Here is a 23,494-nt window from a genome sequence, read left to right as displayed (position 1 = left end):
TCTGGCCTCAGCTCCCGAAGAGTGCGCGGACGGCGTGGCCGAGGACGGGGTACAGGGCCCCGACCATGAGGACGATCCAGATGCCCATGACGGTCCACAGCATCTGCTTCTGGTAGCGCGGGCCCTTCGACCAGAAGTCGACGGCGATCACACGCAGGCCGTTGAGCGCGTGGAAAAGGATCGCGGCCACGAGGCCGTATTCCAGAAGCGCGACGAGCGGCGTCTTATAGGTAGCCACGACATCGTCGTACGCCTCGGGGGAGACGCGGACGAGAGCGGTGTCCAGGACGTGCACGAACAGGAAGAAGAAAATGAGGACACCGGTGACTCGATGAGCCACCCACGACCACATGCCTTCCCGGCCGCGGTACAGCGTTCCAGCCGGCACGGAAGAACCCTCCGGGAGCGGGGACTAGGGCCGCGCCGGCTTCAGTGTCGGGCGAGCCCGGCCGGGTACGGTCCACCGGCCGCTCGTCATCGTATCGACGAGTTGTCGGGACACCCGCACGGGGGCCTTATGTGTGATCAAACAGGCAATCAAACAGGCACGTACGGGCTATTGATGCCGGTTTCCCGGTCGTGCTCCCGGCTGATCCCGTGGTGGGTGAGGCGGGCGAGCCTGCCCCGGGCGAGGCGGCGCAGCTCCTCCGCGGCCAGGTCGCGCTCGTGCACCGGATCGTTGCCGAGGCGGGTGCGCAGGCCGTCGAGGAGGCGGTCCAGGCTCTCGTCGGCGGCGACGTCGTCCAGGCAGATCACGAAGGGGTGCCCGAAACGCGCCTGGTAGGCGGCGTGCGCCGCGGTCAGCGCGGTGCTCGCGGCGGCGTACGCGCCGGCCCCGGGCAGCGCGAGCTCCTCGCCTGCGAGGGCCTCGGCGATGTCGGCGGGCGTCAGGTCGTACGCCGCCTCGTCGGACGCGGCCAGCAGGGCGTCCAGGTCCGGGTACGGGCGGTGCGCGGCGACGCGGTGCGCCCAGGAATGGCTGCGGCAGCAGCCGCGCAGGGCGCGCTCGGCGCCCTCCTGCGACAGCGTGTTGAAGTGTGCGAGGCCCCTGTTCGCCGTGGGCTGGACCGGTATCGGCAGACGGCCGGGGGTGTGAAGGGGGCTCAGCGGAGGCCTCCGGCGGCGGGGCGGGTGTGGTGGTTGTGCCGTAACGGTAGTGATTTATGGCCGGGAGTGTCCGACGGATGCGCGAATTTCACTCGGACGGGAGGTTTTCGGGTGGGTGGGGTGACGGTGCGCCCGGGTGGTGGGGTTGTGCCGTTTGCCTGGCGGGTGGCGGACTCGCCGTGGTTGCGTCGCGCAGTTCCCCGCGCCCCTGACGGGGCGCCGATAGCGTCGGCGGCGTACGTATACGGGAACGGGGCTTTGCGAGGTGCGCGTGGTGAAGGAGTGGCGGGCAGTGGTGGTCGTGGCCGCCGGGAGCGTCCTGGTCGCGGGGTGCTCGGGAGGGGGCGGTTCGCCCTCCGACGGGAAGTCGGCGGCGTCCTCCTCGCCCTCGCCCACCCGCTCGTACCCGATGTCGAAGCCCGCGCAGACGATCCCTTCCGTACGGGACTTCACGCCTGCGCGCGGGCCGGGGTGGAAGCCGGACGGCGGCAAGGTCGTCGTCAAGGACGAGCGGCTGGCGGAGGAGGGCCGGCTCGTCGCGGGCGAGCTGGGGCTGAACTACGCGGGCAGCGGCAGCGCGGGGCCCGGTGACATCGAGCTGGCGCTCGGCGGGAAGAGCGGGGCGAACCCGGAGTCGTACCGGATGGCCGTCGAGGCGGGCACCGTGCGGATCACCGGGCCGAGCGACACCGGCGTGTTCTACGGGACGCGCACCCTCAAGCAGGAGGTGCACGACGGCGGCACCGCGCCGGAGGGCGTCACCGCGGACGAGCCCGCGAAGGCGCAGCGCGGCTTCAACCTCGACATCGCCCGCAAGCACTTCACGGCCGACTGGATCAAGGACCGGATCCGGGACATCGGGGACCTCAAGTACAACCAGCTGGGGCTGCACTTCTCCGACGACCAGTCCTTCCGCATCGCGTCCGACTCGCACCCCGAGGTCGTCTCCGACGAGCACCTGAGCAAGGCGCAGGTGAGGGACATCCTGAAGCTCGCCGCCGAGCGGCACATCACGGTCGTGCCGGAGATCGACTCGCCGGGGCACCTCGGCGCCGTCATCGCCGCCCACCCCGACCTGCAACTGCGGGACGCGAGCGGGGTCGCGGCGCGCGGCGCCGTCGACATCTCGAAGCCGGGCGCCGCGAGGATCGTCGACGATCTGCTGAAGGAGTACGCCAAGCTGTTCAAGGGCGCGTACTGGCACCTGGGCGCCGACGAGTACCGGGCGCTGATGAGCGAGAACCCCGAGGCGTCCTACCCGCGGCTCGCCGCCGCGGCGCGCGAGAAGTACGGGGCGAACGCCAAGGTCCAGGACCTGGCCCAGGGCTGGCTCAACGACCGGGCGAAGACCATGGCGCCCTACGACCGGAACCTGAAGGCCTGGAACGACGGCTTCTACAAGGGCGGGGTCGTCGACGCGGACCAGGGCATCGAGGTCGCGTACTGGACCGGCAAGGAGATCGGCGCCCGCGAACCCCTGGAGTACCTGGGCGAGGGCCGCAAGCTCACCAACTACAACGACGAGTACCTGTACTACGTCCTCGGGCAGCCCAACACCTTCGTCTACCCGACCGGTGAGCGGATCTACAAGAGCTGGACGCCGCGCGTGCTGCGCGGGACGAGCCCGGTGCCCGCGAAGTACGACGACCGGATCCTCGGCGGCTCGTTCGCCGTGTGGTGCGACATCTCCGGGGCGCAGACCCCGGCGCAGGTCGCGCGGGGCATCCGGATGCCGCTGCGGGCGACCGTGCAGAAGCTGTGGGACCCGGCGGAGCCCGAACTGAGCTGGTCGGAGTTCTCCGACCTGGCCGACAAGCTGGACGGCTGACCGTCCTTTTGTCGCGATCTGTCGTTCTGGTGGCGAACTCCCTTGTCCCTGTGGTGTATTCGGCCGCAGGGACGACAAGTGTGGCGTACACCGGGACGGCGGGGGAACGGGCATGGGCTACTGGGGCTACTACGTGGTCGCGAGAAGCGGGCGGCCGCTCGACACGTGCGAGGCCCTCGGCGGGGTGCGCGAGGAGCTGACGCTCCTGGAGGAGCGGGCCGCCGGCTGGCAGGTGTGGGAGTGCCCCGGCGGCGGCGAGCAGACGCGGGACGTGGGCAGCATGAACGCGCTGGCGGCGGAGACCGGGGCGCCCGCCCTGTTCGCCTACGTCATGGACTCCGTCTGCGCGGTCGTCGAGGCGGCCGGGCCGCGCAGCGGCGCCTGGACGGCGTGTCTGGGGCGGACCGCGATGGCCGGGTACATCGGCGGCGACGAGCGCCTCCTTGAGGACTACTTCCTGCCGCCCGCCGATGCCGCCGAGCGGGCCGTCGGCTGGGCCGCCGAGTGCGGGCGCGAGGTGCCGGTGGCGCCGCTCGACGAGGTGCTGCGCGCGGACGCCGAGCCGTCGGCCGAGGAACTGTTCTTCCGTTTCCTCGACCGGCTCGGCGTGGAGTGACTGTGACGTTCCTCGCAGTGACGTTCGGCGGGGTGCGGACGCAGTAAGTCCCGTAAGACTCAAGGGGAACTGCCGCGTCCGCGTCCGGAGGAGCGTTACTGCCATGAGCCTGGTGGAACTGATCGCGCAGGCCGACGAGCGGGGCCTCGCCACGAGCGGGCTCGGCTGCCTCGACCGGTGCGTGCCGCTGCTCGGCGTCGGCGCGCCCGACGCCCCCGACGAGGACGTGCTGCGCCCGCTGTGGGCGAGCCTCGCCGAGGACGGCGCCGACTGGGGCGCCCGGCTCGCGGCGGCGCGCGCCACGCTGAGCGGCGCCACCGGCGGGGGCGAGGCCGCCGAGCTGGTGCGGCGGATGCTGGGCGCCGCACCGGAGCGGGCGATGGCCGACGCGTGGCGGGAGTGGGCGGACGCCTGCTCGGTGGCCGCGCTCCAGGTGCACCGGATGCTCGACCCGGGCCGGGACACGGAGAGCGGGGTGAGCGCGCGCCGCGAGGGCAGCACCGACGGGATGTCGCCGCTGGTCGCGGCCGAACTGCGGCGCCAGACCCAGATCCTGGAACTGCTCGCCGGTGGCGGCGCGGGCGGCCTGCGCCAGGCACTCGTCGTCTCCACGGAAGGCCGCAGGGTGCTGCGCGCGGTCGTCTCCAGGCGTGCGCGAGGGCACGGCTGACGGACTGTCGGACCCGGAACTCGGGCCCGGCCGCCCCCTCCTGCGGTCGGGTCCGAGCTCTGGGGAAGTAGTGAGTAACCCATGCGAGGGCGACGGCGCAAGCGCCGGTGCAAAACGGGCGGACGGGCGGACCATGGGAGGCGATGCGCGCGACGCGGGCGCGCAGCCGCCGATGGAGGAGGCCGAGTCCCATGGCCGCAACCCGCCCCGCAGACCAGCGTCCAAACCGGCCGCCGCCCGACCCCCTGCGCTGGTGGGTTCCACGCAGGTCGCGGCGCGGCTGCTGCACCGGGTTCCGCCGCGGACCCTGATGGTGCCGGGGCTCGTCGTCGGGGCGGGCGGGCTCGCGATCATCGCGCAGGTGGGCACCGAGCCCGCGTACGCCTCGCACGTGCTGCCCGGCATGCTGCTGCTCGGGCTCGGCATGGGGACGGCGATGATGACGTCGGTGTCGCTGGCCACCGGGAGCGTCGCCCCGCAGGACGCGGGCGCCGCCTCCGCCACCTTCAACACGGCGCAGCAGGTGGGCGGTTCGATCGGTACGGCGCTGCTCAACACCATCGCGGCGACCGTCACCGCCCGCTACCTCACCGCGCACGCGACGCCCGGCGCCGACCGCCGGGAGCTGGCCGCTCGGGCCACCGTGCACGGGTTCAACGTCGCCACGTGGTGGGCGGTGGGCTCGGTGCTGCTCGCGGCGGTGGTCGCGGCGGTCGTCGTGAACGCGCCGCGCCCCGTGGGGCCGGGCGAGGCGGCGCCGGAGAGCGGGACCGCCACGGCGAAGGCCGTGGAGAACTGAGCGTTCCCCACGGCCTCCGTCGTCACAACCGGCCTGCTACGGCGCCAGGTTGGTGCCCAGTCGGGCCGTGGCCGGGGTGCCGAGCGTGGTCTTGGTGAAGTTCTCCGTGGAGGACAGCCCCAGACCGCCGGAGTTGCTCGGTACGTACGTCAGCATGCCCTCGCCGGAGTTCTCGCCCGCCGAGCCGATCACCAGGTCCGCGCGCCCGTACCCGGAGAGGTCGGTCAGGGCGACCGCCGAGCCCAGGTTGTCGTTCGACTCCGAGGAGCCGGGGACGCCGCTGGTGTCCTGCGTGACGGTGAGGGCGCCGGTGCCGGTGATCCCGGTCGACGTGCCCTTCAGCAGGATCGAGTTGCCGGCGTTGGAGCGGTTCGACGTGCGGGTGATGTCCTCGTTGGGCGCGCCCGCGAGCACGTCCGCGTAGCCGTCGAGGTTGTAGTCGCCCACGGCGATCGAGGCGCCCATCGCGTCGCCCGCCTCGGCGGCGCCGGGGACGCCGGAGGTGTCCTGGTGGACGGTCCTGGCGCCCGTGGTGGTCAGGCCGCCCGCGGTCGTCGAGGTCGCCGCGGAGCCCTTCACGAAGGTGACCTGGCCGCCGGCCGCGGCACCGGACTCGGCGGTGTACGGCTGGCCGATGGCGATGTCGTCGATGCCGTCGCCGTTGATGTCGCCGGCGCCGATGGAGCGGCCGCCCTTCAGGGAGAGCGTGGCGGCCTTGCGCAGGCCGCCGGAGCCGCCCTTGTACCAGACGACCTTGCCGATGCCCGCGCCGTCGCGGTAGTTGAGCGCGACGTCCGCGTAGCCGTCCTGGTTGAAGTCGCCGGACGCGGCGTCCGCGTAGGACAGGGTGTCCTCGGTGGTGGTGATCGAGGAGTCGGTGTCCCAGCCCTCGCCGTAGCGGGCGCTCCAGGTGCCGCCGGTGCCGGTGGACGCGGCGAACACGTCGGCCTTGCCGTCCGCGTTGAAGTCGCCGACGGCGATGGCCGAGCCGAACCTGGCGTTGGTCAGCTCGTAGCTGCCGTCGATGTTGACGCCGGTGCCGGTGGTGAATCCCGGGCCGTAGAGGATCGTGTACGCGCCGCGGTTGTCGTGGCCGGTCGTGTCGTTTTCGCCGGGCTGGCCGACGGCGATGTCGGTGTAGCCGTCGCCGTTGATGTCGCCGGTGGCGGTGGCGGCGCCGAACTCGTCGCCGGGCTCGCCCGCGCCGGGCACGTCGCCCGTCGACTGCGAGATCAGCTTCTTGCCGGTGGTCGTGGGACCTGCGGCGCTGCCGGGCACGAGGGCGATCTGGCCGCCGCTGGACCCCTTCGGGAGGCCGGCGACGATGTCGGAGGTGGCGTCACCGACGACGTTCTGGGACGGCAGCGCGTGCGAGACGCCGGGAGCGGCGGCCTGCGTCGCGATGCGGCTCAGCTTGCCGTACAGGTTCGTCCCCGGGCACGCCGTGTTGTTGGTGTCCTTGTGGCCGAAGACGCGGGGCAGGGTCTTGCTGGTGCCCTCGGGGATCAGGTTGCCCTGCACGAGCGGGCCGTTGGACGTCAGCGTCACGTTGCCGGTCGGCGAGATGCCGTACTGGCCGAACTTCCAGGCGATGACACGGGAGATCGCGTCCTGCGCGGCCTTGGTGGGCTTGGCCGTCTGGAAGTTGCCGAGGTACGAGATGCCGACGGTGTCCGTGTTGAACCCGTAGTCGTGGGCGCCGTGCACCGGCAGGTCCATGCCGCCGCTGCGGCCCTCGAATATCTGCCCGCAGCGGTCGACCACGAAGTTGTAGCCGATGTCGAAGTAGCCGTCGGCGATGTGGCTCTGCTGGATCTCGCGGAGCCGCTTGGCCGTCTGCGAGCAGGGCACCGTGTTGTCCGAGTCGACGCCGGTGTGGTGGACGACGGCGGCCTTGATCTCCGTGTCGTACTCGGGCGTGCCGTCGTAGTTGGTGCCCGCGCCCCACTGGGCCTGCGTGATGATGTGCGGCTTCACGACCGTCGAGGGGCGCGCCGTGGGCACCGGGTCCGGGCTCTCGGTGGTGGGGTCGGCCTTCGGCGAGGCGGAGGCCGTGGCCGAGTCCGACGCGGAGGCGGAGACGGAGGGGGAGGGTGAGGCGGACGTCTCGTCGGAGGCGCTCGTGGTCGGGGACGCCGACTCCACGGTGTACGCGGCGGGCTGGGGCGCGGCGCCCTTGCCCTTGAGCGGGCCCGTGCCCGCGTCGATCAGCTTCACGTCCATGCCGGAGGGCAGGCCGGAGGCCGCGCCGTCGGCGTCGACCACCCGCACCTCGACGCCGTTCGAGTCCGAGGGGGCCGGCACCGCGGCGGTCGAGCCGCGCAGCGCGGCGCGCTCGCCCTCGGAGCCGTCGGCGTCCATCGTCTCCTTCGGCAGCGTGGTCCAGCCGCTCCACTCGCCGGACGCGGCGTCGCGCGCCCGGAACTGGGCGGTGCCGTCGATCCGGTCCTTCGGGCTCTTCCACGTCACCGACACCGCGCTGAAGCGCTGCGTCGACTTCTGCGGAACGACCTTGCGGTCGCTCTTCGTCTCCAGGTTCACCGTGTGCACGGAGGCGGCCCGGTAGGTGGCCGCCGGCGCCGTCTCGGCGCCCGGATCGGCCATCGCGTACGTCACGACTCCGGCGCCGCCGACCACGACCGCCCCCATCGTGATCCACGCTCTCCGCTTGAGACTCAGCGGCTTGTACGCGTGCGATGCACGCGCGTCCGCCGCCTTTCCTCGCGAATGTCGCGGGCTCAATTGCCCCACCCCTCGATGAAGTTCACATGGACCCCGCGTGACACGCGGGTAGATGCTCTATCCAGCGAAGGACAGCCGAGAAACGTCACTGGTTGTGCTGCTGTGGCCCACGTCACCCCGTGAGGCAGTACTAGACCGCGAACATCGAGCCGCCGTCCTCGAACTCGACGACGTCCGCGGCGGCCGGCCGGCGCACCGTCAGGGGCCTGCCGTACTCGGAGAACCGGATGGCCACCGACATGGTGTCCTCGGACGCCTCCAGGGAGCGCAGGTACGGCTTGTCCCCGGCGTCCACGTACGCGATGCCCTCGTCGCCGGAGTCCGCCGTCGGCACGAGCGGGATCATCCGGCGCCCGTCGCGCCGTACGGGCTTCAGCGCCTTCGTCCCCGTCACGTCCTCGTCCGCGCCGAACTGCTGGCTGAGTGTGCACAGCGCGGCCAGCGCCTTCGCGCCCTTCGGCCCCGAGGGCGCCTTCAGGTACTTCCCGCGCATCTGCGCCGTCCGCGTCCGCATCTGCTGGGCGACCGCGGCGCCCCGGCTGTCCGCCATGGCCTGGAGCTCGCCGAGCGACGCCTCGCTGAAGCGCATGTACGCCTCCGGCTCGTCGCCCGCGAGCACGATCAGGTGCCCGCGCTGCGCCGGGCCCCCGTCGAAGCTCCCCTCGCAGTTCTGCTCGTGGTCCATCCGTACGTCGATCCGCACGTGCTGCGCGCCCCTCGTGACGTCGGCGGCCATGCGGACCGACCGGGTGTCGCGCAGCAGCCCCGCGGCGCGGCCCAACAGGCGCTCCCCGGGCGACCGTTGGAGGAACGCGAGCGGCTCGGCCGGGTCGAGGAGGTCTCCGGCCCAGGCCGCCCCCGCGTGCTCGGAACGGGCCGTGTCCCCGCCCGGTACGGTCCGCCAGCAGAACCCCGCCCCCAGCAGCCCCACGACCGCCACCGCGCTCAGCACACCCCGTACGGTCCCCACGCGACGCACGTCGCCCCCTCGTTGTTCGTCCGGCGGGCGCCGTGGATCGGCGCGCCCCGCCTTCCCCAGCGGACCGGCCGCCCCCGCTGTCACCCGGTTCACGCATGGTGCTTCTCACAGGTCCGACTCGCCCGCGCGGCACAACCGTTGGGGTGCTTCATCGGTCGGCGCGGCGGACTCCGTGGTGCGGATGTGACGTTTTCGTGGAGGTGGACGCTGATCTCGGTGGGGGGCGGTGGGCGCGGACGCGCTCGCCTCATAGGGAGTCGTGCGAAGAGGAAAGCGGTTGGGCCAGGGAGGGGAACCCCGGCGTGCGCGGGCGCACGACGAGGAGTTGGGCGCAGCCGTCGCGCGGGCCCAGGAGGGCGACGAGGCCGCCTTCGCCGTGGCCTACCGGCTGGTGCAGCCGGGACTGCTCGGATACCTGCGGGGGCTGGTGGGGGACGAGGCGGAGGACGTCGCCGCCGACGCGTGGCTGGAGATATCCCGGGACCTGGGGCGCTTCCGCGGGGACGGGGCCGGGTTCCGCGGCTGGACCGCGACGATCGCGCGGCACCGCGCGCTCGACCTGCTGCGGCGGCAGAAGGTGCGGCCCAAGCAGTCCGTCCTCGAACAGGACGTGCTCGAACTGCCCGGCCGTCACAACACCGCCGAACAGGCGCTGGAGGCGCTCTCCACGCGCGGCGCGCTCGCCCTGCTCGACGAGCTGCCGCGCGATCAGCGGGAGGCCGTGCTGCTGCGGGTCGTCGTCGGGCTCGACGGGGCCGCCGCCGCGCGGGTCCTCGGCAAGCGGCCCGGAGCGGTGCGGACGGCGGCGTACCGGGGGCTCAAGCGGCTCGCCCGGGAGCTGGGCGGGGGCGAGGCGGAGGGGCCGCGGGTGTGACGGATCGCAGGCCGCGGACGCTGTGTGAGGCGAGATGACTGACAATTCCTCGCCGTCGGTCGACCCCGACGCCCTCGACCCCGCCGCCGACCGGACCGATGTCGGCGAGCTGCTCGCCGATGCCGTGCGGGGTGGGGCGGGTGCGCTGAGCGCGGACGGTGAGCGGCGGGCGCTCGCCGCGTTTCGCGCCGCTCGGGACTCCGGGGCGTTCGACGCGGCGCCGCGGCGGCGGGACGACTGGCGGCCGCGGCGGCGACGGGTGGGGTGGTCCGTGCGGGCCGCCGCGGGGGCGTTGTTCGCGACGGTCGCGGTGGGCGGGGTCGCGGTCGCCGGGATCGGGGCGGGGGTGCTGCCCGGGGCGGGGGCCGGTGACGGTGACGGGGGGCGTACGGGGTCGGGGGGTGGTGCGCGTACGCCTTCGCCGGCGGTCACCGCGCCCGACACCCCGGTGGCCGAGGTCCCGCGGCCCACGGTTTCCCGACCGGAACGGGGGCGGGACGGTGAGGCGCGGTGCGGGGCGTACGAGGACGGGCACGGTGTACGGCGGGCCGAGCGGGCTGCGGAGGGGTGTCAGTCGCCTTCGGCGGAGGTTCGTGGGGGGAGCGGGGGGAGCGGGAGCGGGGCAAGCGGTCACGGTCACCCGCACGGGCCCGGCAAGAAGTAGCCGACGTCACGGGGCTCCGCCCCGGACCCCGCGCCTCAAACGCCGGCGGGGCTGTATGGGCGGGACGGCCGGGGTCGCCACCCCCCACAGGAGAGACCCCGGCCGCCGCGCGATACGGGTCGCGAGCGGCCCGTACTCTCTTCAGCGTCGTGGGTGCGTTTTCTGTCACACCTGCGTGGGACTCCATTGGTTGCCAGTTGTACGAACATGGACGCGAGGACGTATCAGGCCGTAGCGTTCTGGATCGCGCCGTGGCGCGCAACGCCGATGGGCAGGGCAGGGGCAGGTAGTGCTGGGGGATGACGCGGAGCTGACCGCCGCGGTGCTTGCGGCGCAGGACGGGGACGAGACCGCGTTCCGGACTGTGTACCGCACCGTGCATCCACGGCTGCTCGGATACGTACGCACGCTCGTCGGCGACCCGGACGCCGAGGACGTCGCCTCGGAGGCCTGGCTCCAGATAGCCCGTGACCTCGCCCGGTTCGAGGGCGACGCCGACCGGTTCCGCGGCTGGGCCGCCCGGATAGCGCGCAACCGGGCCCTCGACCACATCCGCATGCGGGGGCGCCGGCCCGCGATAGGCGGTGACGAGACCGAGCTGACGGGGAAGCCCGCCCTGTCCGACACCGCCGACGAGGCCATGGAGTCCCTCGCCACCGGCGACACCCTGGCCCTGATCTCCGAACTCCCGCAGGACCAGGCCGAGGCCGTCGTGCTGCGCGTCGTCGTCGGACTCGACGCGAAGAGCGCGGCGCAGACGCTGGGGAAGCGGCCGGGCGCCGTCCGCACCGCCGCGCACCGCGGCCTGAAGCGGCTCGCCGAACTGCTCGGCGCGGACGCCGGGGACGACCCCGAATCCCTCGAAGCCGTACCGGCGCCGCGGCGCTCGCGCTCCCGTACGACGGAGTCCGCAGGTGTGACGCATTCGCGTTCGCGGACGCAGAAGGACATGTGATGGCCGACGAGCAGGACAAGTGGCTGAACCGCGACGCGGCGGAGCGTCTGCTGCGCGGAGAGTCCCCGGCCGTCTCCGGCGACGCCGCCCGGCGCGCGGACCGGCTGGCCGCCGCGCTGCACGCGCTGGCCGACGTGCCGGCCGGTCCGGGAGGCGAACTTCCCGGTGAGGACGCCGCGCTGAAGGCGTTCCGCGACGCGGGCGCCGTCACGGCTGTGAACGCCAGTGTGAACGCCGCCGCTGCCTCCTCCGCCTCCGTCTCCGGCAGGCGTGGGCCGCGCTGGGGACGTCCCGCGCGGTTCGGGCTCGTCGCGGCCGTCGCCGCGTGCATGGTCGGAGGGGTCGCGGTCGCCGCGGGGACCGGGGTGCTGCCCTCTCCCTTTCGCGACGCGGACGCTCCGGCGCCCGCCGCCACCGTGTCCGCCGCCGCGAGCCCGGACCGGCCGCTCTCCTCGCCCTCGGCGAGCGTCACGGAGAACGGTGAGATCTCTCCCGGGAAGTCCCCTTCCCCTCCCTCGCCCTCTTCTTCGAACGGTGGGTCTTCCGGGCGCGGGGACGCCCCGCACGACCGCGACCAGAACGGTTCGCGTGACGGCGGCGGCCCGGCCGAACGGCAGCCGGGGCTCGGGCAGAACGCCGGCGGCAAGGGCGCGGAAGCCCTGAAGCGCGCGGTCGTCGACGGGTGCCGCAAGTACCGCGGCGGGGAGCTGAGCACCGAGGAGAAGCGGCGCCTCGACTCTGCGGCGAAGGCCGCCGACGTCAACGACCTGGGGCGCTTCTGCGACCGCGTCCTGTTCCGGGCCGGTGACTCCGTGGGCTCCGGCGCCTCCCGCACCGAGGGCTCCGGCGGCTCCGGCGGCTCCGCCGACGCCGACGTCTCCACGTTCTCGGACGGCAGGTCCGGCAGCGACGATGACGACGACGGCCGAGGCGACAGAGACCGAGGCGACGGCGACCGGGGCAACAGCTACACCACGTACGGCAGGTACGACTCCCACGGTGGCCGCGACGGCAGGGACCGTGGTGAGGGCGATGGCCGTCGTGAGGCCGGGGCGGGCCATCGGGGCGACCGCGGCGGAGCTGCCGCGGACGGCCCCCGATCACCGCGATCAAAGCGCTGACCTGCGCAAAAGCCCCCGCGGAAAATGGTTGCTCCGCAGGTGTGACGTTTTTGGGCGGCGCGGCGCAGTAATGAGTGAGCCGACTGGTCATCGGCCGCGCACGAGCCGGGGTTCCCCCCGTACCTACGGCTCAGTGCCACTGGCGCGGGTGGGACACGTTCCCCCGGTCCCACCCGCGCCGCTCACTTTTCACCAGTAGATGACGACCTTGTCGCCGCCCCGCACCTCCGCGAACAGCTTCGCGATCTTCCCCTCGTCCTTGACGTTCACGCAGCCGTGCGAGGCCCCCGCGTAGCCGCGCGCCGCGAAGTCCGCCGAGTAGTGCACCGCCTGGCCCCCGCTGAAGAACATCGCGTACGGCATCGGGCTGTCGTAGAGCGTCGAGACGTGGTGCCGGGACTTGAAGTAGACCTCGAAGACGCCCTCGCGGGTCGGCGTGTACTCGGAGCCGAACCGGACCTCCGTCGCCATCACGCGCCTGCCGTCCACCATCCACAGCAGCGTCCGGCTGGTCTTGCTGATGCACAGCACCCGCCCCTTCAGGCACCGCGGGTCCGGCTCCGCCGGGGGCTGGCCGCCCGCGGCGTACAGCTCCCACTTGCCGGGCTCGTCCGTCATCCGCAGCAGCCGCTGCCAGGTCACGGTGTCCGTCACACCGGTCTGCGGCAGCCCGCGCTTGCCCTGGAACCCCTTGATGGCCTCGGTCGTCAGGTCGTCGTACGTCCCCGAGGGCCCCGGGTAGAGCCACTGCACCTCGTGCAGCCGCGCCTGCAACTCCCGTACCTTCATGCCGCTGTCGCCGGGGGAGAGGTAGGCCGCCGGGGTCTTCGGGGCGGTGGAGGGCCTGGCGCCGGTGGAGCGGCCGGTGTCGGCGGAGGGCTCGGCACCGTCCGGGGGCTTCGCGTCGTTCGAGTCCCCGTCGTCCTCGAGCGGCGGCGGCAGTGGGTACGACGGTGACGAGGCCGGTGCCGACCGGGCCGCGCTCGGCTGCCCGCCGCCCTCCACCGCCTGCGCCTTGCACCCGGCCACCAGGGCCAGTACCCCGGTGACCGCGATCGATGAACGTAGGACAGCTGTCCGCATGATGTCCCCCGCCTGCCGCGCCGTTCTCTCCTGTCACGACTGATGCTGCCCCCGCCCGGACCGCCTCGAACTCGACGTGCCGACGACGGGCAAACGCGGGAAAGTCTGTGAGCAAGGTCCCAGCGCGGGGCCCTCCACGGGCCGCACGCCCGCCGCTACAGTCCGTCGCGAGGGTCGTTCACTACTGGCGAGTAATCGCACGTGGTCGCAAGTACGTCGCTAGTACGTCGCTAGTACGTCGCTAGTACGTCGCTAGTACGTCGCAAGTATTCGGTAAGCATCGGCAAGTCATCGCTGGAGGCACAACCATGGCGCGCGAATCCGAGTCCGGACTGCCCATCGAGCCGGTCTACGGCCCGGCGGCTCTGGAGGGCTGGGACCCGGATCAGAAGCTGGGCGAACCCGGCGCGTATCCGTTCACGCGCGGCGTCTACCCGACGATGTACACCGGACGCCCGTGGACGATGCGCCAGTACGCCGGGTTCGGCACGGCCACCGAGTCCAACGCCCGCTACAAGCAGCTCATCGCCAACGGCACGATGGGCCTGTCCGTCGCCTTCGACCTGCCGACCCAGATGGGCCACGACTCCGACGCCCCGATCGCCTCCGGCGAGGTCGGCAAGGTCGGCGTCGCCATCGACTCCATCGACGACATGCGCGTCCTGTTCGGCGGGATCCCGCTGGAGAAGGTCTCCACGTCGATGACGATCAACGCGCCCGCGTCCCTCCTGCTGCTGCTCTACCAACTCGTCGCCGAGGAGCAGGGCGTGAGCCCCGACAAGCTCACCGGCACGATCCAGAACGACGTGCTCAAGGAGTACATCGCCCGCGGCACCTACATCTTCCCGCCCAAGCCCTCGCTGCGGCTCATCGCGGACATCTTCAAGTACTGCAAGGCCGAGATCCCGAAGTGGAACACCATCTCGATCTCCGGCTACCACATGGCCGAGGCCGGTGCCTCTCCCGCGCAGGAGATCGCCTTCACGCTCGCCGACGGCATCGAGTACGTCCGCACCGCCGTCGCCGCCGGCATGGACGTCGACGACTTCGCCCCGCGCCTGTCGTTCTTCTTCGTCGCCCGTACGACGATCCTGGAGGAGGTCGCCAAGTTCCGCGCGGCCAGGCGGATCTGGGCGCGGGTGATGAAGGAGGAGTTCGGCGCGAAGAACCCCAAGTCGCTGATGCTGCGCTTCCACACCCAGACCGCGGGCGTGCAGCTCACGGCCCAGCAGCCCGAGGTCAACCTGGTGCGCGTCGCCGTCCAGGGGCTCGGCGCCGTGCTCGGCGGTACGCAGTCGCTGCACACGAACTCCTTCGACGAGGCGATCGCGCTGCCGACCGACAAGTCGGCCCGGCTCGCGCTCCGTACGCAGCAGGTGCTGGCGTACGAGACGGACGTGACGGCCACCGTCGACCCGTTCGCCGGGTCGTACGTCGTCGAGAGGATGACCGACGACGTGGAGGCCGCCGCCCTCGAACTCATGGGCAAGGTCGAGGACATGGGCGGTGCGGTCAACGCGATCGAGCGCGGCTTCCAGAAGAGCGAGATCGAGCGCTCCGCCTACCGCATCGCGCAGGAGACCGACTCCGGTGAGCGCGTCGTGGTCGGCGTCAACCGCTACCAGCTCGACGCGGAGGAGCCCTACGAGCCGCTCCGCGTGGACCCGGCCATCGAGGCGCAGCAGGCCGAGCGGCTCGCGAAGCTGCGGGCCGAGCGGGACCAGGAGGCGGTGGACGCCGCGCTCGCCGCGTTGAAGAAGGCGGCGGAGGGGGAGGACAACGTTCTGTATCCCATGAAGGACGCGTTGCGGGCGCGGGCGACGGTGGGGGAGGTCTGCGACGCGCTGCGCGAGGTGTGGGGGCAGTACGTGCCCACGGACGCGTTCTGAGCGTGGCGGCCGGTTGAGCCGCGGCGGGGCCGGGCCCCTGCCCCTGGTGCGCCGCACCGGGGGCACCGCCGCGGGGCTCCGCCCCGGACCCCGCTGCTCAATCGCCGCAGGGGCTTGAATGCCGACCGAGCCCCTCCGGCCGTTGAGGTCCTCCCGTGGGGTGTCCGGGATGCGGGCTTGGTGGGCGGGGGGTCGGACGCGCGTGCGAGACTCCAGGGATGCTGGGTGTCACCGATCTTCCGACCTATCTCGCGGGCCTCGTCCTCATCATCCTCCTGCCGGGGCCGAACTCGCTGTACGTCATATCCGTCGCCGCCCGCCGCGGCATCCGCACCGGCTACAAGGCAGCCGCGGGCGTCTGGTGCGGGGACACCGTGCTGATGACGCTGTCCGCCGCCGGTGTCGCCTCCCTCCTCCAGGCCAACGCCGTGCTGTTCGGGATCGTGAAGTACGCGGGCGCCGGCTATCTGACCTGGCTCGCGATCGGCATGATGCGCGCCGCGTGGTCGATGTGGCGCAGCCGGCGCGAGCGGCTCGCCGCCGCGGAGGCCGCCGCCACCGGTGAGGACCGGGCGCCCGCCCAGGAGCGGCCCTTCCGCCGCGCCTTCGTGATCAGCCTCCTCAACCCCAAGGCGATCCTCTTCTTCATCGCCTTCTTCGTGCAGTTCGTGGACCCGTCCTACGCCTATCCGGCCCTCTCCTTCGTGGTCCTCGGATTCTTCGCCCAGCTCGCGAGCGTGCTCTACCTGTCGGCGCTGATCTTCAGCGGCATGAAGCTCGCCGCCGCGTTCCGCCGCCGCAAGCGCCTCTCGGCGGGCGCGACCTCCGCCGCGGGCGTGCTGTTCCTGGGCTTCGCCGTCAAGCTGTCGCTGGCCAGCGCGTAACCCACCGAGCGCCGCCCCGCCTAGCGCCGCACCCCGGTCTCCGTCAGGTACCGCTCCACCCCCTCCGCCGTCTCCCCGGCCCACGCCACATATCCGTCGGGGCGGATCAGGAAGACGCCCGTGCCGTACGCCTCGTACGCCGGAACGCGGGTCGGGCGCACCACGTCGTCCGCCAGCGGCGGGAGGTCGGCGGCCGCGCCCACCGCGAGCAGCGTCCAGTGCGGCCCCCGGAACGCGTCGAAGAGGCGCACCCCGCCCCGCCGCCCGTCCGGCGCCCGGTCGCCCGCCCGCAGCGCGCCGTCCGCGAGCCCCGGGCGCGTCTCCCGGGTCAGCGTGGACTCCCGGTAGCCGATGCCCAGTTGCTGCACCTCGGCGCCGCGGCGCACGCCCGTGCCCACGGCGCCCGCGCGATGGATGCGGGTGCTGAGGCCGAGGATGCCCGCGGCGACGGGCATCCGCTCCTCCTCGTAGGTGTCCAGGAGCCGGGGCGGCGCCCCGGACAGCACGGCGGCCAGCTTCCAGCCCAGGTTGTACGCGTCCTGCACGCTCGTGTTCAGGCCCTGGCCGCCCGCCGGGGAGTGGACGTGCGCCGCGTCGCCCGCGAGGAAGACCCGGCCCACCCGGAAGCGGTCCGCCATCGCCGCCCGCGCCCGGAAGTCCGAGGCCCACAGCACCTCGGCGATGTGATCCGCCGACAGCGGCGTGCGCGTCGCGAGGAGTTTGCGCACCGCCTCCGGTGACGCGTCCACCACCGCCGACTCGTCCATGAACTGCGCCGCCAGCTGGAAGACCCGGCCGCCGTCGCCCCCGGGGCCCGTCGGCAGCGGGCAGAACGCCACCGTGCCCTCCGGCGCCTTCGGCCACACGTGCCAGTGCGTGTCCGCGAGCGGCGCGTCGTCCGTGAGGCGCACGTCCGCCACCAGCGTCGGCTTCGGGTCCACCGTCTCCCCGGTCATGCCGACGCCGAGCGCCCTGCGGACCGTGGAGCGCCCGCCGTCCGCCGCCACCACGTACCGCGCCCGCACCGCCGAGCCGTTACCGAACTCCGCCGTGACCCCGTCCTCGTCCTGCGCGAGGCCGCTGACCGCCGCGCCGAACCGGACCTCCCCGCCCAGCTCCCGCAGCCGCGCGTACAGCACCTCCTGCGTACGGGCCTGCGGTATCAGCAGGCCCTCCGGCCAGGGGACCTGCTCGGTCGGCTCGGAGCGCTCCATCATGTCCCACTCCTGGCCCGGCTCGGCGCCCTCCCAGATCCGCATCTTCGGGTACCGCGTGCCCGCCGCGTGGACCGCCTCCAGCACCCCGAGGTCGTACAGCACCTCCTGCGTGCGCGGTTGCAGGCCCTTGCCGCGCGAGCCGGGGAACGGGCCGTCGGCCCGCTCCACCAGCAGCGACCGCGTCCCGCGCCGCGCCAGATCCACCGCGAGCGCCAGCCCCGTCGGACCCGCGCCCACGATCAGGACGTCCGTCGTCTCCGTCGTCTCCGTCGTCTGCGCCGCCATCCCCACACTCTCCTTAACGTCGTTAAGTGACCCGTTCCCGAGCATGGGCTTAACGCCGTTAAACTGTCAAGCGTGGCCGACAACAAGAAGCCGAAAGAGAAGCCCGGACTCGACAAGGCGCACGTCGCCGACACCGCGCTCGACCTGCTGAACGACGTGGGGCTCGAAGGACTGACCCTGCGCGCCATCGCCAAGCGGCTGAACGTCCAGGCGCCCGCCCTGTACTGGCACTTCAAGAACAAGCAGGCGCTGCTCGACGAGATGGCGACCGTCATGTTCCGGCGCATGACGGAGGCGGGGGAGGTGCGAGAGGCCCAAGGTGCGGGCGTCACGGTGGAGTACAGGCCCCAGGAGTCCTGGCAGGAATGGCTGCTCCAGGGCAACCGGCAGCTGCGCGCCACCCTCCTGCGCTACCGCGACGGCGCGAAGGTCTTCAGCGGCTCACGGTTCACGGGCACGGACCACGGCGCGCGGATGGAGGTGGACCTGCGGCTGCTCCTCGACGCCGGGTTCACCGCCGACCAGGCCGCGTGGGCGAGCAGCACCGCGTACATGTACACGCTCGGCTTCGTCACCGAGGAACAGGGCATGAAGCCCGAGCCGACGCGCGACGAGTCGATCGTGGACATCGCCGAGCGTTCGGAGAGGCTCGGCGACTACCCGCTCGCCGCCGCCGCGGGCCCCCGGCTGTTCGCGGCGTACGACGAGCGGTTCGAGGAGGGGCTGCGGCTGATCGTCGCGGGGATCGAGGCCCGCTACGGAGTGCGCTGACCCGCCCCCGGCGCGGCCGCCCCCGGCACCGTCGCGCCCGGTGCCGGGGCGCCCGGTGCCGTCGCTCCCGGTCGCCGGTTCAGCGACCTGCGCAGCAGCGGTGTCGCCCACTCCTCGACGCAGCGGTTCAGCACCCGTGCCAGCGCCAGCATCACGCCGACCGTCGCCAGGAACGTGGCCCACGCGGGCAGTCCGGCGCCCCGGTGCAGGGCCGCGATCGTGACCCAGCCCAGGTGCTCGTGCACCAGGTAGAAGGGGTACGTGAGGGCGCCCGCCACCGTCAGCCACCGCCAGTTCGCCCAGCGCGTCCAGCCGAGGGCGATCGCCGCGACCGCCGCGAAGCCGAGCGTGACCACCGCGATGATCCCGAACGAGGAGCGGTACGAGAAGAACTCCGGGTCCGGCGCGTGCCAGGTCCGGTCGACCGCGAAGTGCTGCCCGAGCAGCCAGCTCACCGCGACGATGCCCCACGCCGTGACGTCGCGCCGGTCGCGGTGGACCAGGTACAGGCCGATGCCGCCGATGAAGAACGGCGCGTACTCCGGCATCAGGACGAGCGTCGCGAGCGGCTCGCCGGAGCCCTCCGCGAGCACCGCCGCCAGCGTCCACACCGCGCAGAACAGCACCACCCGGTGCCGCGTCGCGCCCGGCAGGACGACACAGAGCGCGAACAGGGCGTAGAAGCGCAGCTCCGCCCAGAGCGTCCAGCACACGCCGAGCACCCGGTCGGCGCCGAGCGGCTGTTGCAGCATCGTCAGGTTCACCAGCGCGTCGCTCGGCGACACCGCCTCGTACGCCACCACCGGCAGCGCGAAGACGGCCGTGACGAGGACGACGGCCACCCAGTACGACGGGAACAGGCGCGCGACCCGTGACGCGAAGAAGGAGCGCAGGGGGCGCCCCCAGCCGCTCATGCAGATCACGAAGCCGCTGATGACGAAGAAGATCTGCACGCCCAGGCAGCCGTACGCGAACCAGCCGTGCAGGTAGGGGAATTGTTCCTGCGGGGACGAGCCCCAGGCCTGGGAGACCTCGCCGTCCCGGCCTCCGTAGTGGTACGCCGCGACCATCAGGGCCGCGACGAGGCGCAGCCCGTCGAGGGCGTACAGGCGGGACGGGGCGCGCGCCGCGGGCGGGTGCGCGCGCTCGGTCGTTTCGACGGTGAGTGGGGGGAGGGTGGTGCCGGGGGAGGTCATCCGAGGGCAGCTCGCTTGAGGGTCCGGGCCCGGCGGGCCACTCTGCGTACGGTCGCGTTGCGGGGGATGAACGCGAACTGGGCGGGGATCGCGCCCGGCAGGCCGAGCGAGGTGAGACGGCGCCGCTTGAAGTAGCGCCAGGTGCGGTCGTCGAGGTGCGTGGCGAGGTAGCGCTCGGTGGTGCGGCGCAGCTCGGGGTAGATCTTGGACTGCATGGCGTAGCCGACGGCCCGCAGCAGCTCGTTCAACTCCTCGACGGGCAGCGGCTGTTCCTGCGCCTCGACCGCCGTACGGTCGGCCAGATCGGGCAGCAGCGCGTCGACGATGGTGACCGGCACCCGGTTGCTGTTCTGGTACGGCGCGAGGCGTTCCAGGAGCGTGCCGGTGCCGATGCGGGCCACCGGAATCCCGTACAGGGCGCTCGCGGTGAGCAGCGCGGTGGAGAAGCAGCCGACGACGAGGACCGGGCGCATCCGCTGGTAGAGGACCTCGGCGAGGACCGGGGTATCCAGAATGGTCAGCTCGATGCCGTGCCGCTCCGCCTCCTTCTCCAGGGTGCGCGACCAGCGGGCGGGCGCCGTCGGATGCGGCTTGAACACGACGTGGTGGTGGCCGAGCGCGGCGGCGCCGCGCATCATCCGCACGTGCAGGTCCTCCTCCTCGTCGGCCGTGAGGATGCCGAGCGCCGAGAGGTACTGGCCGAGCAGCAGCGCCGGTTCACCCGGCAGGTGCGGCAACTCGCCCGCGGAGTCGCACAGTTCGGCGAGCACCTTGAGGAAGACCTCGGTGGGCACGACCTCGGGCTCGACGTCGAACTCCGTGAGCAGCAGCGGCTTCAGACCCGGCACCAGGTCCAGGTGGAGCAGGCGCCGCACCCGCGTGCCGATCAGCGGGTCGATCTTGTTGCGGGTCGGGCCGTAGCTCATCAGGCCGTCCGCGTACACGTCGACGGGGGCGCCCGCGAAGATCTGCGCCACGGCCATCGCCGGGTTGACCTGGATGGACTCCACGGCGAGCTCGACGTCGTCGTCGCCGAGGCCCCATTCGAGCCGCAAGTACCGCTCCCACAGCGGGAGGTCGTCGCCGCGCGGCCCCCAGCCGCCGGGGTGGAAGGGGGCGATGGCCGCGTTCCACGACAGGACGCCGTCGAAGCGACCGCGCAGCCGTTCGAAGCCGGGCATCTCGTCGACGGCCGGAGTGGTCTCGGGCGTCGCCGCGTTGTTGGCGACCAGCAGCAGCGTGCGGTCCGCCGGGGCGAACCGGTCCGCGTCGAGCGCCGCGCAGAGCGTCGCGGCGCCGTACAGCGTCGAGGCCATCAGGATGCGGGTCGTCATGCCGTGACCTCCGCGGCGACCGGACGGCGGCGCAGCCGGCGCAGGCGCGTGGCCCGCTGCGTGTCCATGGAGTCGAGCGCGTCGTCGAGAACGCGCTGCGGCATGCGCTTCAGCGCGGCCGCACTGAGCGACTTCAATTTGCGGGCCACGGGAGGTTCGAACCTTTCGATGGATCCCAAGTGGTGGGAAATGATGGCGCAGTACGTACGCACGGCCTTCGGCAGCAGCAGTTCCGCGTCCCGGTCCTCGGCCGTTTCCCGCACGACCTGGTCGAATGCGCGAATGAAATCGAGCTGCCGTACGTCGCCGATCTGGGTGAGCGAGGACGAAACGCCCCGGCGATAGAAAACGCCCAGCGCACTCACCGCGGCAAAGGATTTCGCCTCGCGGTGCAGCCGCCAGATCCACGGCCGGTCCTCCGCCGTGCGCAGCCCGTCCGTGAAGTGCAGCAGCCCCTGGTCGGCGAGGCGCCGGTGGTACATGCCCGCCCACGCGTACGCGTAGTCGACGGCGGTCGAGCGGTCGGCCGGCAGGATCGCGGCGCGCGGATCCATGACGACGTTCCGCAGCCCGTGCGGGAAGCGGTGCACCGAACGGGCCCGCGCCGTGCACTGTACGTGGTCCGTGCGCACGAAGTCGCAGCCCAGGCCCTCTATCGAGGCGAGGAGTTCGGCGTAATAGCCGGGCGCGAGCCAGTCGTCGCCGTCCAGGAAGGTCAGGTATTCGCCGCGGGCCCGGTCGAGTCCGGTGTTGCGGGCGGTCGCGAGTCCTCCGTTCCGTTCGTGTCGGACGACGACCGCGCCGGGCAGTTCGCGCTCGGCACGCGCGAGAATGTCCGGTGTCTCGTCCTTCGAGCAGTCGTCGACGAGAATGAATTCGAAGTCGTCGCGTGCGTTCGCACGCAGACTTCTCAGGGTGTCGGGCGCGTATTGCTGCACGTTGTAGAACGGCACGATGACGGAGAGCTTGACCACGTCGGTGACGTTAGGCGGCGGCCCGGCATTCGTCTTGACCGGCGGCTTGATGTCAGGTGAACGAAGCGTGGCGGGACCGTGAATCGGCCTCGTCGCGGGCCCTTTCCCGAGCCGATTCGCCATTCGTCGGTGTGCTGTTAACCGTTTGTTGCACTCGGGTTGGGCCGCGGCTCCAAAAGGCTTCCTAACTTCCTCGGTGTGCCAGTGAGGAACGAAAAGCAGCTCAGGGTCGCCGTACTCGCGGACTCCGACACCCGGTGGAAGTGGGGGTCGCTGACAGCGTCCCGCATCGCCCCCGACCGTGTCGCCCTCGACGGCTTCCTGCTGCGCGGTCGCGCCACCCCGACCCCCCGCCAGCTCCGCGAGGTCGGCGTCCCCGCCGACAGCCTGCGCGAGGTCACGGCCGTCGAATTCCTGCGCGAGATGGAGTCCGCCGCCTACGACGTGGTGGTCCTCGCCCTCGTCGGCGGCGGCGTCCAGGCCGCCCTGCACGGCCTCGCCCACGCCTGGAGGGGAGCACAGCGCCGCCCCGTCGTCGTCACCGGCTACGTCGGCGTCGTCTACGAGAAGCTCGCCGACGGACTGCTCCTGCGGCACGGCGCCGACGTCGTCCTCGCCAACTCCGCCTACGACGCGGACCGCTTTCGCGCCGTCTACGAGGGCGTGGGCGCGGACGCCGCCGCCGTCACCGAGTGCGCGCTGCCCTTCCTCGGCGGCGAGCCCTACACCGGCGTACGCGACCGGTACACGGTCACCTTCGCCGCCCAGCCCTCCGTGCCGGACACCGCGGCCGACCGCGCGTACCTCCTGGACCGGATGGCCCGGCACGCCGCGGCGCACCCCGACCGCGACGTACTGCTCAAGCTGCGCAGCAGGCCCGGCGAACACACCACGCACATCGAGGAGATCCCCTACCAGAAGCTCGCGCAGCGCCGCGAACTCCCGCCCAACCTCCGCCTCGTGTACGGAAACATGGGCGAGGTCCTCGACCGTACCGACCTCCTCGTCACGGTCAGCTCCACCGCCGCCCTCGAATCCCTGCACCGGCGGATCCCGACCGTGCTGCTCACCGACCTCGGTGTGCGCGAGGCGCTCGGCAACCACCACTTCACCGGCTCCGGCTGCCTGCTGTCCTGGGACCGGCTGGACGACGGCGCGCTGCCCGAGCCCGACCCCGTCTGGCTGGCCCGGCAGGGCGTCGCCGCCGACGGCACGTACGAGCACGCCTTCGACGGGGCGCGCGCCCGCGTCGCCGAACTGCTCGGCCGCGACCGGCCCCCGCTGGCGCCGTACTACAGCCGCACCACCGCCCCCGGCTACCTGCCGCGCGTCCTCGCCCGCCACCACCTCGCGCCCGACGGCAGCCCGCTGCCCGGCGCGCCCGCCGCCGACCGCGCGCCGGGACCGGTGCGGCAGGTCGTTCGCCGGGCCGCCCGCGGCGCCTACCGGCACGGCGTGCAGCGCGTCGCTCCCGTGATCCGGCGGATGGGGGAGCTGTGAGCCCCC

Annotated in this window: 21 protein-coding genes; 12 read left to right on the top strand and 9 right to left on the bottom strand. The window is 72.5% G+C overall.

Annotation, left to right across the window (positions count from 1 at the left end; translation table 11 throughout):
• Positions 1 to 7: 7 nt before the first annotated feature.
• Positions 8 to 388, bottom strand: a complete 381-nt coding sequence (gene sdhC / locus ACYBSK_RS33160) for a succinate dehydrogenase, cytochrome b556 subunit (protein ID WP_457480957.1) — start codon at positions 386 to 388, stop codon at positions 8 to 10.
• Positions 389 to 537: 149 nt separating this feature from the next.
• A complete protein-coding gene (locus ACYBSK_RS33155; protein ID WP_460247149.1) occupies positions 538 to 999 on the bottom strand; it encodes a 2-oxo-4-hydroxy-4-carboxy-5-ureidoimidazoline decarboxylase in 462 nt (153 codons plus the stop codon).
• Positions 1,000 to 1,399: 400 nt separating this feature from the next.
• Here ACYBSK_RS33155 and ACYBSK_RS33150 point away from each other — a divergent pair, with 400 nt between their 5' ends.
• The 4 genes from ACYBSK_RS33150 to ACYBSK_RS33135 all read left to right on the top strand — a co-directional run bounded on the left by ACYBSK_RS33150 (position 1,400) and on the right by ACYBSK_RS33135 (position 5,020).
• Complete coding sequence (locus tag ACYBSK_RS33150; protein ID WP_460244309.1) at positions 1,400 to 2,935, top strand: beta-N-acetylhexosaminidase; 1,536 nt, start codon at positions 1,400 to 1,402, stop codon at positions 2,933 to 2,935.
• A gap of 112 nt (positions 2,936 to 3,047) precedes the next feature.
• Positions 3,048 to 3,551 carry a hypothetical protein gene (locus ACYBSK_RS33145; protein WP_460244308.1) on the top strand — a complete coding sequence of 168 codons (504 nt, stop codon included), beginning with the start codon at positions 3,048 to 3,050 and terminating at the stop codon, positions 3,549 to 3,551.
• A gap of 103 nt (positions 3,552 to 3,654) precedes the next feature.
• Positions 3,655 to 4,221: a hypothetical protein gene (locus ACYBSK_RS33140; RefSeq protein WP_460244307.1), complete on the top strand. Its 567-nt coding sequence runs from the start codon at positions 3,655 to 3,657 to the stop codon at positions 4,219 to 4,221.
• Between the two features lie 133 nt (positions 4,222 to 4,354).
• On the top strand, positions 4,355 to 5,020 hold the full coding sequence (locus ACYBSK_RS33135; protein ID WP_460244306.1) for an MFS transporter: 666 nt from the start codon (positions 4,355 to 4,357) through the stop codon (positions 5,018 to 5,020).
• Positions 5,021 to 5,056: 36 nt separating this feature from the next.
• On the opposite strand, the gene ACYBSK_RS33130 is transcribed toward ACYBSK_RS33135, so the two are convergent.
• Positions 5,057 to 7,669, bottom strand: a complete 2,613-nt coding sequence (locus tag ACYBSK_RS33130; RefSeq protein ID WP_460244305.1) for an N-acetylmuramoyl-L-alanine amidase — start codon at positions 7,667 to 7,669, stop codon at positions 5,057 to 5,059.
• Between the two features lie 223 nt (positions 7,670 to 7,892).
• Positions 7,893 to 8,741: a hypothetical protein gene (locus ACYBSK_RS33125; RefSeq protein ID WP_460244304.1), complete on the bottom strand. Its 849-nt coding sequence runs from the start codon at positions 8,739 to 8,741 to the stop codon at positions 7,893 to 7,895.
• Between the two features lie 277 nt (positions 8,742 to 9,018).
• Here ACYBSK_RS33125 and ACYBSK_RS33120 point away from each other — a divergent pair, with 277 nt between their 5' ends.
• The 4 genes from ACYBSK_RS33120 to ACYBSK_RS33105 all read left to right on the top strand — a co-directional run bounded on the left by ACYBSK_RS33120 (position 9,019) and on the right by ACYBSK_RS33105 (position 12,355).
• Positions 9,019 to 9,615 carry an RNA polymerase sigma factor gene (locus ACYBSK_RS33120; RefSeq protein ID WP_457480950.1) on the top strand — a complete coding sequence of 199 codons (597 nt, stop codon included), beginning with the start codon at positions 9,019 to 9,021 and terminating at the stop codon, positions 9,613 to 9,615.
• A 34-nt stretch (positions 9,616 to 9,649) separates the two neighbouring features.
• Complete coding sequence (locus tag ACYBSK_RS33115) at positions 9,650 to 10,279, top strand: hypothetical protein (protein ID WP_460244303.1); 630 nt, start codon at positions 9,650 to 9,652, stop codon at positions 10,277 to 10,279.
• A gap of 289 nt (positions 10,280 to 10,568) precedes the next feature.
• The gene (locus ACYBSK_RS33110; protein ID WP_457480948.1) at positions 10,569 to 11,234 is read left to right on the top strand and encodes an RNA polymerase sigma factor; all 666 of its coding nucleotides are present in this window, start codon (positions 10,569 to 10,571) and stop codon (positions 11,232 to 11,234) included.
• Positions 11,234 to 12,355, top strand: a complete 1,122-nt coding sequence (locus ACYBSK_RS33105) for a hypothetical protein (RefSeq protein WP_460244302.1) — start codon at positions 11,234 to 11,236, stop codon at positions 12,353 to 12,355. The genes ACYBSK_RS33110 and ACYBSK_RS33105 overlap by 1 nt, the downstream gene beginning before the upstream one ends.
• A gap of 189 nt (positions 12,356 to 12,544) precedes the next feature.
• Here the strand turns inward: ACYBSK_RS33105 and ACYBSK_RS33100 are convergent, their stop codons facing one another.
• Entirely contained in the window at positions 12,545 to 13,438 is an 894-nt protein-coding gene (locus ACYBSK_RS33100) for a L,D-transpeptidase family protein (protein ID WP_460244301.1), read from the bottom strand.
• A gap of 308 nt (positions 13,439 to 13,746) precedes the next feature.
• On the opposite strand from ACYBSK_RS33100, the gene ACYBSK_RS33095 reads away from it, so the two are divergent.
• Both ACYBSK_RS33095 and leuE read left to right on the top strand, forming a co-directional pair.
• On the top strand, positions 13,747 to 15,327 hold the full coding sequence (locus tag ACYBSK_RS33095; RefSeq protein ID WP_457480945.1) for an acyl-CoA mutase large subunit family protein: 1,581 nt from the start codon (positions 13,747 to 13,749) through the stop codon (positions 15,325 to 15,327).
• A 218-nt stretch (positions 15,328 to 15,545) separates the two neighbouring features.
• Positions 15,546 to 16,211, top strand: a complete 666-nt coding sequence (leuE, locus tag ACYBSK_RS33090) for a leucine efflux protein LeuE (RefSeq protein ID WP_460244300.1) — start codon at positions 15,546 to 15,548, stop codon at positions 16,209 to 16,211.
• A gap of 20 nt (positions 16,212 to 16,231) precedes the next feature.
• On the opposite strand, the gene ACYBSK_RS33085 is transcribed toward leuE, so the two are convergent.
• On the bottom strand, positions 16,232 to 17,713 hold the full coding sequence (locus tag ACYBSK_RS33085; protein WP_460244299.1) for an FAD-dependent monooxygenase: 1,482 nt from the start codon (positions 17,711 to 17,713) through the stop codon (positions 16,232 to 16,234).
• A gap of 72 nt (positions 17,714 to 17,785) precedes the next feature.
• Between ACYBSK_RS33085 and ACYBSK_RS33080 the strand changes: the two genes are divergently transcribed.
• Complete coding sequence (locus ACYBSK_RS33080) at positions 17,786 to 18,484, top strand: TetR/AcrR family transcriptional regulator C-terminal domain-containing protein (RefSeq protein WP_457480942.1); 699 nt, start codon at positions 17,786 to 17,788, stop codon at positions 18,482 to 18,484.
• Here ACYBSK_RS33080 and ACYBSK_RS33075 read toward each other — a convergent pair.
• From ACYBSK_RS33075 to ACYBSK_RS33065, 3 genes are read right to left on the bottom strand one after another with little or no spacing between them, the layout of a single operon-like run.
• Positions 18,469 to 19,680, bottom strand: coding sequence for an acyltransferase family protein (locus tag ACYBSK_RS33075; protein WP_460244298.1), 1,212 nt, complete (start codon positions 19,678 to 19,680; stop codon positions 18,469 to 18,471). The genes ACYBSK_RS33080 and ACYBSK_RS33075 overlap by 16 nt on opposite strands.
• A complete protein-coding gene (locus ACYBSK_RS33070) occupies positions 19,677 to 21,014 on the bottom strand; it encodes a polysialyltransferase family glycosyltransferase (protein WP_460244297.1) in 1,338 nt (445 codons plus the stop codon). The genes ACYBSK_RS33075 and ACYBSK_RS33070 overlap by 4 nt, the downstream gene beginning before the upstream one ends.
• Positions 21,011 to 21,988, bottom strand: coding sequence for a glycosyltransferase family 2 protein (locus ACYBSK_RS33065; protein WP_460247148.1), 978 nt, complete (start codon positions 21,986 to 21,988; stop codon positions 21,011 to 21,013). The genes ACYBSK_RS33070 and ACYBSK_RS33065 overlap by 4 nt, the downstream gene beginning before the upstream one ends.
• A gap of 198 nt (positions 21,989 to 22,186) precedes the next feature.
• Here ACYBSK_RS33065 and ACYBSK_RS33060 point away from each other — a divergent pair, with 198 nt between their 5' ends.
• Positions 22,187 to 23,488: a DUF6716 putative glycosyltransferase gene (locus ACYBSK_RS33060; protein WP_460244296.1), complete on the top strand. Its 1,302-nt coding sequence runs from the start codon at positions 22,187 to 22,189 to the stop codon at positions 23,486 to 23,488.
• Positions 23,489 to 23,494: the final 6 nt, after the last annotated feature.

Source organism: Streptomyces sp. BYX5S, assembly GCF_054724165.1.
The sequence above is the reverse complement of the archived record's forward strand: the minus strand, read 5'-3'. Positions and strand labels throughout refer to the sequence as shown.